Origin of the sequence: Nostoc paludosum FACHB-159 (assembly GCF_014698835.1) — a bacterium.
In the GTDB taxonomy this organism is placed as follows: domain Bacteria; phylum Cyanobacteriota; class Cyanobacteriia; order Cyanobacteriales; family Nostocaceae; genus Nostoc; species Nostoc paludosum.
The window spans coordinates 368,577-380,451 of the sequence record NZ_JACJTU010000001.1; the positions used below are offsets into that span (position 1 = coordinate 368,577).

The 11,875-nt window shown below is 42.0% G+C and carries 13 protein-coding genes; 10 read left to right on the forward strand and 3 right to left on the reverse strand.

Annotated elements, in window-relative coordinates:
* Positions 1 to 87 precede the first annotated feature (87 nt).
* On the reverse strand, positions 88 to 2,550 hold the full coding sequence (gene pheT, locus H6H03_RS01570) for a phenylalanine--tRNA ligase subunit beta (RefSeq protein ID WP_190953320.1): 2,463 nt from the start codon (positions 2,548 to 2,550) through the stop codon (positions 88 to 90).
* Between the two features lie 5 nt (positions 2,551 to 2,555).
* Between pheT and H6H03_RS01575 the strand changes: the two genes are divergently transcribed.
* From H6H03_RS01575 to H6H03_RS01610, 8 genes are all read left to right on the forward strand, one after another.
* Positions 2,556 to 2,747 (forward strand): hypothetical protein, encoded by a 192-nt coding sequence (locus H6H03_RS01575; RefSeq protein ID WP_190953321.1) that lies wholly within the window; start codon positions 2,556 to 2,558, stop codon positions 2,745 to 2,747.
* A gap of 198 nt (positions 2,748 to 2,945) precedes the next feature.
* Positions 2,946 to 3,605: a hypothetical protein gene (locus H6H03_RS01580; protein WP_190953322.1), complete on the forward strand. Its 660-nt coding sequence runs from the start codon at positions 2,946 to 2,948 to the stop codon at positions 3,603 to 3,605.
* Between the two features lie 386 nt (positions 3,606 to 3,991).
* Positions 3,992 to 4,183, forward strand: coding sequence for a pyrroloquinoline quinone precursor peptide PqqA (gene pqqA, locus H6H03_RS01585; RefSeq protein ID WP_096537521.1), 192 nt, complete (start codon positions 3,992 to 3,994; stop codon positions 4,181 to 4,183).
* 55 nt (positions 4,184 to 4,238) lie between these two features.
* A complete protein-coding gene (pqqB, locus tag H6H03_RS01590; protein WP_190953323.1) occupies positions 4,239 to 5,144 on the forward strand; it encodes a pyrroloquinoline quinone biosynthesis protein PqqB in 906 nt (301 codons plus the stop codon).
* A gap of 21 nt (positions 5,145 to 5,165) precedes the next feature.
* Complete coding sequence (gene pqqC / locus H6H03_RS01595) at positions 5,166 to 5,885, forward strand: pyrroloquinoline-quinone synthase PqqC (RefSeq protein WP_190953324.1); 720 nt, start codon at positions 5,166 to 5,168, stop codon at positions 5,883 to 5,885.
* A gap of 134 nt (positions 5,886 to 6,019) precedes the next feature.
* The gene (gene pqqD, locus H6H03_RS01600) at positions 6,020 to 6,307 is read left to right on the forward strand and encodes a pyrroloquinoline quinone biosynthesis peptide chaperone PqqD (RefSeq protein ID WP_190953325.1); all 288 of its coding nucleotides are present in this window, start codon (positions 6,020 to 6,022) and stop codon (positions 6,305 to 6,307) included.
* A gap of 87 nt (positions 6,308 to 6,394) precedes the next feature.
* Complete coding sequence (pqqE, locus tag H6H03_RS01605; RefSeq protein ID WP_190953326.1) at positions 6,395 to 7,513, forward strand: pyrroloquinoline quinone biosynthesis protein PqqE; 1,119 nt, start codon at positions 6,395 to 6,397, stop codon at positions 7,511 to 7,513.
* 13 nt (positions 7,514 to 7,526) lie between these two features.
* Positions 7,527 to 7,763 (forward strand): hypothetical protein, encoded by a 237-nt coding sequence (locus tag H6H03_RS01610; RefSeq protein WP_190953327.1) that lies wholly within the window; start codon positions 7,527 to 7,529, stop codon positions 7,761 to 7,763.
* On the opposite strand, the gene H6H03_RS01615 is transcribed toward H6H03_RS01610, so the two are convergent.
* Together H6H03_RS01615 and H6H03_RS01620 are read right to left on the reverse strand one after the other, a co-directional pair.
* Complete coding sequence (locus H6H03_RS01615) at positions 7,725 to 8,096, reverse strand: response regulator transcription factor (protein ID WP_190953328.1); 372 nt, start codon at positions 8,094 to 8,096, stop codon at positions 7,725 to 7,727. The genes H6H03_RS01610 and H6H03_RS01615 overlap by 39 nt on opposite strands.
* 39 nt (positions 8,097 to 8,135) lie before the next feature.
* On the reverse strand, positions 8,136 to 9,509 hold the full coding sequence (locus tag H6H03_RS01620; RefSeq protein WP_190953329.1) for a response regulator: 1,374 nt from the start codon (positions 9,507 to 9,509) through the stop codon (positions 8,136 to 8,138).
* Between the two features lie 824 nt (positions 9,510 to 10,333).
* On the opposite strand from H6H03_RS01620, the gene H6H03_RS01625 reads away from it, so the two are divergent.
* Positions 10,334 to 11,008, forward strand: coding sequence for a vWA domain-containing protein (locus H6H03_RS01625; protein WP_190953330.1), 675 nt, complete (start codon positions 10,334 to 10,336; stop codon positions 11,006 to 11,008).
* A gap of 37 nt (positions 11,009 to 11,045) precedes the next feature.
* Entirely contained in the window at positions 11,046 to 11,828 is a 783-nt protein-coding gene (locus H6H03_RS01630) for a PP2C family serine/threonine-protein phosphatase (protein WP_190953331.1), read from the forward strand.
* Positions 11,829 to 11,875: the final 47 nt, after the last annotated feature.

An 11,875-nucleotide genomic window follows, 5' to 3' on the forward strand; every position in this document is an offset into this window, starting at 1 on the left:
TTTTGGATTTTAGATTTTGGAACCAGTGGGTTGGGGAGTGAGGAATTATTAATTCATAACTCCTAACTCCTAACTCCTAACTAATGACTAACTCCTCAAGTTGACGCCGAATTTTTCCACTAAGGCTTCGCGGACTTTATTGTGTACTGGTTCGACTTCAGCTTCGGTGAGGGTACGATCGCTTGCCCGATAAATTAGGCGGAATGCTAGGCTGCGCTGGCCTTCGGGGACGTTTTCGCCACGATATTCATCGAACAATTCCACTGATTCGAGTAAATCTTTGCCAGCTTTGGTAATTGCTTTTTCAAGTTCCGCGACTGAGACTTTTACGGGTGCGAAAAAGGCGATGTCGCGATCGCTTGCTGGATAGGTGGAATAGGAATTAAATGTGGGGTTGAGAGTTTCGTCTTCCTCTAGAGAAATTAAAAGTACGTTTAAATCTAGCTGGAAAACATAAACTGAATCTGGTAAGCCTTTTTCGCGTCGCAGTTGGGGGTGAACTTGCCCAAAAATACCCAGTCTACTACCTCTAATCCATAGGGAAGCGGTGCGTCCGGGATGGAAGCGTTCGTCTCGGCGATCGGGTTGATATTCTACTTGCAAGCCAAGTTGACGAAATACGCTTTCTAAAATGCCTTTGGCTTCAAACCAAGTCAAGGGTTGTTCTCGACCGCCTTTTGACCATTTCCCAATAAAGCGATCGCCTCCCATGATACCAGCGAGGACTTCTGTTTCTTGCAAACCGTCTTCTTCTTGCCAGAAAATTTGCCCAATTTCAAAGCCGTTGAGGGCGCCGTTACCCTGCTCTATATTATATTGATAGGCGTCAATTAACCCGGATATTAAATCGGTTCGCAGGGCTGAATATTCTACAAATAATGGGTTTGTTAATACTATTTGTCTGTCTTCTCCTGGTTTAACTAAAGAATAATGAATTAATTCTGTTAACCCTTCTGCGCGCAGAAAAGCTCGTAATTTGCGAATCAATTCTTGGTCTAAAGGCAAATAACCCGCTTCGGCTTTTTCTGGTAAGGTATCGCAAAATCTGTTGTATCCATACAGACGGGCGATTTCTTCAATTAAGTCAATTTCCCGTTCTAAGTCGCGGTAACGATAGGGTGGTACTGAAACAGACCATGTGGTTTGGGATGTATTGTTTTGTTCTAAAGCATTACCTGAAGGAGTCAACTGACATCCTAATGCAGTGAGAATCCTTTCAACATCTTGTTCTTGGAGTTCTCCTGTGTCTTCTCCCAAATCGATTGGCCCTAGTACCTGATTTACTCTATCTAAACGCAGGGCAATGGAACGACTCCAGGTAGATGGGTCGGGGCGGGTGTCGGCGATTTCTTGGTGAGTAATAATTCCACTAGCTAATTCGCTAATCAATGACAAGGCGCGGCGATTTGCAACTTCCAATTCGGCGCGGTTAACTCCTCTCTCGTATCTTCCAGAAGCTTCACTTCTTAAGCCAACACTGCGAGAAGAACGGCGTATTGCGACGGAATCAAATAAAGCGGCTTCTAAAACTAAACTTTCGGTACCTTCATGGACTTCGGTTTCTTCTCCACCCATGACTCCTGCCAAGGCAACGGGTCTCTCGTTGGCGGTAATTAATAAATTTTGGGATGCTAAAGTGCGAGTTTGTCCGTCTAGGGTTTTTAAGAATTCCCCAGCAGTGGCGAAGCGGACGCCGATGGTTAAACTTTCGCTGCTTGCAACTGATTTTAGGCGATCGCGGTCAAAGGCGTGCAGTGGTTGTCCCCATTCCAACAACACGTAGTTAGTAATGTCCACGACATTATTTATCGGACGTACTCCCGCAGCCCGTAAACGCTGTTGCAACCATTCGGGAGATGCCGCAATTTTAATTTGTTCGATTACTGTACCAATGTAAGCAGGACAAGCTTGGGTATCACCAATTTTTAAAGCTAAATTTCCTGCATTTTTGGCAATTTGCACTTCACTCGGTTGAGGAATGTTCAGTTTTCCACCAGTTAAAGCTGCTACTTCTCTGGCTACACCTACCATACTCAACGCATCAGCACGATTAGCAGTTGCCGTGAGGTCTAAAATGACATCATCTAAACCCAACAACGGACGCACATCACTACCCAAGGTTAAATTTTCTTGGGGAAAAATATAAATTCCGTCTACATCAGTGGGCAAACCGAGTTCTTTTAAAGAACAAATCATGCCCTGAGAGGGGACACCACGCAGTTTTGCGGGTTTAATTTTTAAATCAATGTTGGGTAAGTAAGTACCCGTAGTTGCTACTGGCACATAGATATCTGCCTTGACATTAGCAGCGCCACAGACAATATTTAAAGTCTCATCTGCGCCAATATCCACTTGACAAACACTTAATTTATCAGCATTGGGGTGTGGTTGACGCTCAAGCACTCTCCCCACAACTACGCCATTTGCCCAAGTGCGGCGGTCTTCAATATCTTCTACTTCAAACCCCGCCATTGTGAGGGTTTCGGCTAATTCTTCCGGACTAAGTTTTATCTCTACTAGTTCGCGCAGCCAATTTAGAGAAATACGCATGGAGTGTGCTGGTTTTAGGAATCGTCTTTTGCTCTCATTTTAGAGTGTCTGTTAGCGAGCGATCGCTATTCACTCTGCAAGTCATAGCCTTGTCACTTGAACAATCCTACTACGTCAGACTAGCAGAACAATCTCCCATGCTCATCTTTTCTTGGCCTTTTACACCTACATCACGGAACCGACGATTCAACGGTTAAGTCTGGGAGTCAGTAAGCTATTACAAACAATTGAGTTAACTAAGTAGGCTAACTCAAAGGGAACTCCTGAAAGTTTTAGACCGACTATCCTAATACGTTGATTTCAGCAACCAGAAAATAAATTGCGGAAATGGTCTTTGAGAAGTTGGATTTATTAAAGCTATAGAGCCTAAAAGATTAAGTTCCCAGGAGCCAATCATGGAAGTTAAATATAATGTAAAAAAATGGATTTTACATCCAATGATGATGGGTTTGCTAGCAATAGCGACAATCGCCTGCAAAACAGAGATGAATTTTTCTTTGACAAACCCAGCTACAGCAGAAGTTGTTTCATTAGAAAAGTCTACACCCAAACCTGCACGTAAAGAACACGGTATTTATAAGAGCGATCGCTTTGGTTTTCAGTTTAGCTACTCGCTCCAAGATTTTGTAATAGATAACAAAATAACCACTCCCAACAATAACGTTAATTCTCCATTGGCTGCTATTGATATCTGGACTCACAAACATGCCGAGAAAATCCGCGCCGGAGAATATGAAGGTGGTACAGAATACCCGGCGAATGTACGCGTATCTGTATATAACAATCGTAGTAAATTACCTTTGCAAAAGTGGATTCAAAAAAATAACGAATTTTCTGCAACCCGTGAATTCAAAACTGCCAAAATTGCAGGGCAAACAGGTTTGAAATTTAAATCGAGTGGCTTATACGAAAACGAACATGTCGCTTTTATCAACCCAAAAAACTCTCGAATTATTGCCATCACAATATCCAAAACTGGTTACGGCAATAATGACGCTATTTACGAGAGAGCATATCAGCAGGTAATTAACTCGTTCACCTTACTAAATAGATAGATATAGGAGTCCGATTTCAGTTATGAAAAAATCTAAGTATTTGTAGGGTGTGTTATGGCGTAGCCTAACGCACCTAAATCTAAGTATTTGTAGGGTGTGTTATGGCGTAGCCTAACGCACCTAAATCGTTAACTGGTGCGTTAGCCTTTGGCGTAACGCACCCTACGTGTATTTCAGAAATCAAATATGAGTTATATAGATGATATTACTGTTACGCCCGATAAAAATTTAATAAAATAACAGTAAAAATACTGTGTGCTTCTTGTGTAACACAGTTTAGTCTATAGCAAACAGATTTGGAACCAGCAAATTAAAACAAATAGTAAGTAAAATTACTAAAATTAATTGTAGGCCAAATCAAAAATTGATTTTAATAGGTGTTCCTAATGATTCGCGAAACCAACGATCGCTCTATGCAAGAGCAAGACAGCAATAGCTCACAATTAAGTGAGGATGTCTCTGCTAGAACCTCATTTCTTCCTCCAAATATTAAGTCAGCCATTGATTGGGAAAAACCAGATTTTGATGAGCTTGACTTGTGTATGGAAATTACGACATACATCCTCAATGGGCAATAATAGTCAAAACTAAGCCTAATTGCTCAATGAAAACCTCTACCTGCTTTTTGTTTTTATGTTCCTAAAAATTCTTGGTACTGCCGCAGGTGGCGGTTTTCCTCAATGGAATTGTAACTGTCCCAATTGCCAAGCAGTCCGCACAAGTCGCGCAGGTGTCAATTGGCTCAACCAGTCATCAATTGCGGTGAGGAAAAACAATCAGCCTTGGTTTTTGGTCAATGCCTCCCCAGATATACGTCCGCAGTTAGAGAAATTACGGGAAGGACAACCATCTACAATTCGGTCAAGCCCCATCGCTGGTGTTCTGTTAACTGATGCAGAGATTGACCATACTACTGGACTGGTTATCCTGAGAGAATCTACGGAAAAACTCCGCGTCTACGGTACTCAAACAGTACGTATGGCTCTGACAGAGGGTTATCCCCTGCTGTCTACGTTAGCCAGCTATTGTGGTGTGGAATGGTCTGTACTCGAACCTCATGTACCTATAAACCTGGGGTTAAATGGTGCAGATGGTTTGGAGGTGGAAGTTTTTCCACTAGCAGCTAAACCACCAAAATATATGCGCGACAAGGCAAATTTAGATGGAGTTTGGGTTATCGGTTTAACATTTCGCGATCGCACAACTGGCAAAGTTGCTACTTATGCTCCAGGTTTAGCCGAACTTGACGAAAAAATCCTAGAGCGATTTGAGTCTAGTGACTGCATTTTAGTAGATGGCACTTGCTGGCAGAATGACGAGTTATTGGCTTTAGGAATATCAAAGCTACAAGCCCGCGATATGGGACACTTACCCTTGAACGTTAGTTTAAAAAGTCTTGCTAATTTGAGCCGTCCCCGGAAAATTCTCGTTCACATCAACAACACAAACCCAATCCTTTTACCTGATTCAGAAGAACGCAAAATTGTTGAAGCCGCAGGAATAGAAGTTGGCTACGATGGCTTGACCATCGAATTGTAATTTTGAGGTGCAAGAAAAAGCGTGTTGGAATTAGTTAAAGAACCTCTCCCTTGGACTCAGACAGAACTAGAGGCAGTATTGCGATCGCAACATCGCCGCTATCATCATCTGCATCCATTTCATGCGAGGATGAACAGCGGTGATTTAACGCCAACAGAAGTCCGACGCTGGGTAGCAAATAGATTTTACTATCAAAAAAGTATTCCCCTGAAAGATGCTGCAATCTTGTCAAACTGTCCTGATTTAGAAGTGCGACGCGAATGGATTCAACGCATCATCGATCATGACGGTCAAGGCGACAGTCAAGGCGGTATTGAAGCATGGTTAAGACTCGGTAAAGCTGTAGGATTGTCTCGTCAGGAACTCTTAGAAGACCAACACGTTCTCCCAGGAGTTCAATATGCTGTGGATGCCTACGTTAACTTTTGTCGCACTCGACCCTGGATTGAGGCGGTGGCTGCATCCCTAACCGAACTATTTGGCCCCGATGCAATTCGAGTCCGCTTAGCTGCATTAGAAGAGCATTACCCCTGGATCGATCCTGCCGGATTTGACTACTTCCGGGCGCGTCTTTACCAAGCCCCCAGAGATGCCCAATATGCCCTCAAGCAAGTCCTCAAACACTGTCGGACTCGTGAATCTCAGGAGAAAGCAGTACAAGCTTTAGTATTCAAGTGCAATTTATTGTGGAGCCAGTTAGAGGCGATCGAACGGGGCGATACTAGACCTCAAGAGGGGTAGGGACTGGGGGGGTGATGGGGAGAGGGGGGAGTGTGGGGAGTGTGGGGAGTGTGGGGAGTGTGGGGGGAAAGATTTCTTCCCCATCCTCCCACACCTCCGTATGCCCAATGCCCAACACATTAATTACGAATTAAATGAGTACTATAGAAAATCATGCTCGACCGCGGTTAGTTCGTGGTGTGCGTTTACGCTGGGATGACGTGAGAAAGCAGCATTGGCTCCTGGTTCCAGAAGGGGCACTACAATTAAACTCAACAGCAGCGGCAATTCTGGCACTTTGTAATGGCGAGCGGACTCTAAATGCGATCGCGACAGAGTTAGAAAAACACTACCAGGGCGAAAACCTGCTAGAGGACGTGCGCCATCTACTCTCTCGAATTAGCAAACGAGGACTATTAATTGTAGAAGGCAATAGGCAATAGGCAACAGGCAGGAGGTAAAAGTCAATTTATCAGGAGATTTTACTCCTTGATTAATTACGAATTACGAATTACGAATTACGAATTAGTATGACAAGACCTTTAAGCTTAATTGCAGAATTAACGTATCGCTGCCCACTGCGTTGTCCGTACTGCTCCAATCCGCTTAATTATGGTGATAACCAGTATCGTCAAGAACTTTCTACCGAGGATTGGTTGCGAGTAATTCACCAAGCCTCAAACTTGGGTGTGTTACAGCTTGGCTTGACCGGCGGCGAACCACTGCTACGAAAAGACCTAGAATTATTTGTGGCAGCAGCAGCCAAAGCCGAACTATATACCACTTTGATTACTGCTGCTACCCTGTTAACTCCACAACGAGCTACACAGTTGCGTGATGCCGGACTCGATCACGTACAAATTAGTATCCAAGATAGTCGTGCTGCTGAGTCAGACTATATTGCTGGAACTCCCTGCTTTCAGCAAAAACTAGAAGCAGCAAAATTAGTAAAAGATTTAGGTTTCCCGCTGACACTTAATTTTGTTTTGCATCGGCAAAACCTAGACAGAATTGAGGAGATTTTAGAACTATGTGAGGTTTTAAAAGCAGACCGAGTTGAATTAGCGAACACTCAGTATTATGGCTGGGCATATCGCAACCGTGATGTTTTACTACCCACCCGCGAACAGCTAAAACGAGCAGATGCCGCAGTAGCAGCCGCTAGAGAGCGTAACATCTGCCCAATGGGCATCTTATACGTGCTTCCAGACTATTATGAAGATTATCCCAAAGCATGTATGGGTGGCTGGGGTCATCTAGCTCTAGTTGTCGCTCCCAATGGCGATGTGTTACCTTGTCAAGCCGCCACTTCTATTCCAGAACTAGAATTTGCTAACGTCCGCAACCATTCACTAGATTGGATTTGGTTTGAATCACCTGCTTTTAATCGCTTCCGGGGCACAGAATGGATGCCTGAGCCTTGCCAAAGTTGCGATCGCCGCCAGGTTGATTTCGGTGGTTGCCGTTGCCAAGCCTTACTTCTGACTAATAATGCTACTGCCACCGATCCTGTGTGCCATCTGTCACCACACCATCACTTGATTACCACAGCCACAAAACAAGCAAATCAGGAAAACTTGGATTTCCCCTCATCTTTGGTTTATCGCTCCATCCCAAAGTCTCAATTCACAGCAGGCAACAGGCAATAGGCTGGAACTGGGCATGGGGCATGGGGCATTGGGCATGGGGCATTGGGCATGGGGAGGTGTGGGAGGATGGGGAAGAAATCTTTCCCCCCACACTCCCCACACTCCCCACACTTCCCACACTCCCCTCTCTTCCCACACTCCCCACACTCCCCACACTTCCCACACTCCCCTCTCTTCCCACACTCCCCACACTCCCCCATCTCCCCATGCCCTATTCCCCTCCGTCCACAAGAGATTTAACTGCATGTAGTAATTGCTGTTTAGTAAAAGGTTTAGCTAAATAAACATCTGCACCTTGTCGCATTCCCCAAATTCTGTCAATCGGCTGATTTTTAGAACTACAAATAATAATAGGTACTTTTTTAGTTGCTGGATTTCTTTTCAGTTGGCGACAAAATTCAAACCCGCTAACTTCTGGCATTACCACATCAGTAATTATGGCATCTGGCTGGTGATTAATAGCTTTACTCATACCATCTTTGGCATCGTAAGCTTTAATCACCGTATGTCCGCTTTCTCTTAAAAAACTATTGATTAACTCCAACACAGAAGGAGTATCTTCCACAACTAAAACTTTGGCCATATTTATTCCTACTAGTTAAAACTCCGTATATTCATGAATTTAAGTTAAATGCATGAAAACTATCTTCAGTAAATCTGCACGAGTAAATGGTTTCGTTAGATATCCAGATGCCCCGACTAATCTCGCTTTTACTTTGTCTACAATTCCTTTGTTACCAGTGACAAAGATAATGGGAGTCTGTTTAAACATTGAATTATTACGTATAATTCTACACAATTCATAACCGTCAATTCCTGCCATGTTTAGATCCAACAAAATTAAGTCCGGTTTGTGCCTGATAATTGACAAAACGGCTTTTAATGGATCGTTGATAGTGACTACAGAAAAATTTTCATTTTCTAAAAAATGGCTAATTTCTTTGAGAATTGTCGGACTATCATCTACAGAAACAATTTTGTGGACTTTTTGTGCAGTTACAGTAGCGGCGGTTACTCTTTCGGAAGCAGAATTTATGTTATTTGATATTGTTGGTTCTTGAAAGTTCGCTTTTGGAGGAGTGGAAATTTGTGGTAATTGTTCAACAGTACCGATATTCTCTTGGGCTATATCTAGAGAAGTATTGACTTCTTCTTTAGTATCAAATAAATCTGTAGTCAATTTTTGTGAAAGCGATTTTTCTTCAAATATTTTTGGTAATTTATCAAATGGTGGATCTGGTTCATGTAAGATAATTCCGCCTTGAATGATGTAAGGGTATAATTGTCGAGCCAGTTTAATTTCATCCTGATTTAAAATTGCAGCCAAATGACAAATACTAAAACCCTTCATCCAGTTAGTTAAATTCGGCTGGAGGTTTGGTAAATCTTTTTGCTCAAATTGGTTGTTAGCCAAGAGATATGGACGTTGATATGGAGAAGAAATTTGCGGCGCAAAGGACTGCCAACTCTCTAATCTTGCTTGGCAACGTTCTAAAATTTTTTCTATATCGAACCTGCAAATTTTTGGCATTCTACTAAAAGGTTCAGTTAATTCATAACTACCTTCTTTGATGAGCAAAAATGATTCAATCACTTCTTTGACTAGTTCTTGAATCAATGCTGCTGCTTGGGTAGAATGTAGATGTTGTTGACTAACGAGCCAGTATATAGCTTGGTATTCAGGAGGCTGGCTTCTCAATTGAGTGTCATGTTCTGTTAACTGACTGTGTGAGTCAGGTTCAAACATCAAACGAACTTGAACGCGAACCTCGTTGGTAAGTAGTGGAATTTGATGGCCCAAGCGACGCAAATGACGTTCTAGTCGGTCGAAGGGTTCTACCGAATGGGTGGCGTAAGTTATTTTGCCTTGTTCTAAGTAAATCGACCACGAAACTGAGTTACTTACTGCTTGTAAACAAGTAGTGTCGGAGCAATTAGATAACTGTCTTAACAAATTTAAAGGACGTAGTTTGGCGAACACACCTGAATTATTCATACTTTTTCTACTTTTTTGCGGAATCAGCAACCTAACATTTGTAAATTACAAATATCAGCGATGAAGTATTTTCTTCTTTGTAATATTTCTTTATGCAGAAATTATTTATTTCAAATATGTAAATATATTAAAATTTATAAATTCTAATATATTTAGTTGTATTTTATACGTTTTATGGAGGTTTGAAAAATAAATAGTTGTGTTTAATTATGTAGACTATGCACTAAACAACTTCTCTTTGATTATGTTTCCAGCTTTGTTTTAACTGAGGTAGGTACAAATAAACAAATGTAAAGACCAATTGTAAATAGAATATCAGTACATGTTGACCATTTTTAACTTGACTTACTACTGATAAATCTTGACTCAAGACCGCAATCATCTACATCTTTAGTTATGCTAGTTCCCTTGTGAGGTAAATTGGATTAGAAGTTTTCACAATTACACAGACACACTTGTAAAGTAACCGAACTTAATTATGCTTAATTACTTTTATATTAAGAAAGGATTGTCCTACATAAAATCTTTAAAAACTTATGTAGGAAATTCTACGTATTTATTGTACTGTAGGTTTGATAGATATAAATTTTTGGTAGATACACTACAACAGGGAATGCTGAGTTTTGAGAAACTCTTTTTTGCAAAACTAGACGCCGCTGAATCTCTCCTGAAATATGTAGAGAAGTTGGTGAAAATAATTTGTTTGATGACAATTAGGCCATCTACCACTAGATACTATATCTGTAGTCGCGTCAGTGACTAGCAAACATATACATTGAAAACAGGAAAATAAAACTTTGGATTTTAACATAACACAAAAAGTTATGCATGACACATTAAGACTTGATGAAGTTGTAGAATTTGCAGAGAACCCAGAACCGCGTTGTCCGTGTGTCCTCTTACTAGATACATCCGGCTCGATGCAAGGAGATCCCATTGAGGCTTTGAATCAGGGTTTACTCAGTTTAAAGGATGAATTAATCAAAAATCCCTTGGCAGCTAGACGAGTGGAAGTGGCGATCGTCACTTTTGACAGTAATATTAATGTAGTACAAGACTTTGTAACCGCCGATCAATTCAATCCGCCGATTTTAACAGCTCAGGGATTGACGACGATGGGTGCGGGAATTCATAAAGCTTTAGATATCATTCAAGAGAGAAAGTCTCAGTATCGTGCCAATGGGATTGCTTACTACCGTCCTTGGGTATTTATGATTACCGACGGAGAACCCCAAGGTGAGTTAGATCGTGAAGTAGAGCAAGCAGCCCAGCGCTTACAAGGTGATGAAGCCAGTAAGCGAGTAGCATTTTTTACTGTTGGGGTAGAAAATGCGAATATGACGCGCTTAAGTCAAATAGCTGTGCGTACTCCACTGAAACTCAAAGGGCTAAACTTTATCGAGATGTTTGTTTGGCTCTCAGCTAGTATGTCAGCTGTTTCGCATTCTCAGGTGGACGAACAGGTAGCACTACCGCCAATAGGTTGGGGGACTGTTTAATTACAAAGGTGGCAGCTAGCTGTTGGAACAAAATCTTATGAACATATCAAAACAGATTGCTCAATGGCGGATAGTGGCTGCGTCAGTATGTGGTACAAGTCACTTAAGAAATAAGCAATTATGTCAGGATGCTCATCACTGGCAGATATTGTCAGATAACATTTTAGTGGCAGCGGCGGCAGATGGCGCGGGTTCTGCAAGTCTGGGGAAAGTGGGAGCGATGCTGGCTGTGGAGACAGCCATCGAAAACCTTTCTAGTAAAGGACTGACCCGAAACAATTTGACTAATGATGCTAATGTGCGATCGCTCTTAAATGATGCCATACTAGCTGCCAAAAAAGCTGTAGAAAATGAGGCGGTTGCTTGTGAAAAACAACTTACGGAATTAGCAACTACCTTAATTATTATGGTTGCTACACCAGACGTTGTAGCTGTAGCCCAAATAGGTGATGGGTTGGCTGTAGCCAAAGACCGACTGGGTAACCTTTTAGCACTGACTATGCCTGATAGCGGCGAATACATCAACGAAACCACTTTTTTGACTTCGCCCACTGCCTTAGATACAGCACAGATGAGATTATGGCGTACAGACATAGTAAATGTTGGTATAATTACTGACGGGTTACAAATGCTGGCTTTAAATATGGTTGTTGGGGAACCTCATAAACCGTTCTTTTTTCCGCTGTTTGAATTTGTAGCCAATGCCGAGGATAAGACAGCAGCAAAAGAGCAGTTAGTAAAATTTTTACGCTCAGAGCGCATCGCCCAACGCACTGATGATGATTTGACACTGATAATAGCTGCATTCAACAACTCATAAGCATTAACTTTAAAAGTTTGAGATTTTAAATACTCCCGTTAGCGGTA

Excerpts from the sequence above, each read along its gene's own strand:
- H6H03_RS01625 (WP_190953330.1), top strand. The coding sequence starts at position 10,334 with ATGCATGACACATTAAGACTTGATGAAGTTGTAGAATTTGCAGAGAAC.
- H6H03_RS01615 (WP_190953328.1), bottom strand. The coding sequence starts at position 8,096 with ATGGCCAAAGTTTTAGTTGTGGAAGATACTCCTTCTGTGTTGGAGTTA.
- H6H03_RS01630 (WP_190953331.1), top strand. The coding sequence starts at position 11,046 with ATGAACATATCAAAACAGATTGCTCAATGGCGGATAGTGGCTGCGTCA.
- pqqA (WP_096537521.1), top strand. The coding sequence starts at position 3,992 with ATGATTCGCGAAACCAACGATCGCTCTATGCAAGAGCAAGACAGCAAT.
- pqqB (WP_190953323.1), top strand. The coding sequence starts at position 4,239 with ATGTTCCTAAAAATTCTTGGTACTGCCGCAGGTGGCGGTTTTCCTCAA.
- pqqE (WP_190953326.1), top strand. The coding sequence starts at position 6,395 with ATGACAAGACCTTTAAGCTTAATTGCAGAATTAACGTATCGCTGCCCA.
- H6H03_RS01620 (WP_190953329.1), bottom strand. The coding sequence starts at position 9,509 with ATGAATAATTCAGGTGTGTTCGCCAAACTACGTCCTTTAAATTTGTTA.
- pheT (WP_190953320.1), bottom strand. The coding sequence starts at position 2,550 with ATGCGTATTTCTCTAAATTGGCTGCGCGAACTAGTAGAGATAAAACTT.
- pqqD (WP_190953325.1), top strand. The coding sequence starts at position 6,020 with ATGAGTACTATAGAAAATCATGCTCGACCGCGGTTAGTTCGTGGTGTG.
- H6H03_RS01610 (WP_190953327.1), top strand. The coding sequence starts at position 7,527 with ATGGGGCATGGGGCATTGGGCATGGGGCATTGGGCATGGGGAGGTGTG.
- H6H03_RS01580 (WP_190953322.1), top strand. The coding sequence starts at position 2,946 with ATGGAAGTTAAATATAATGTAAAAAAATGGATTTTACATCCAATGATG.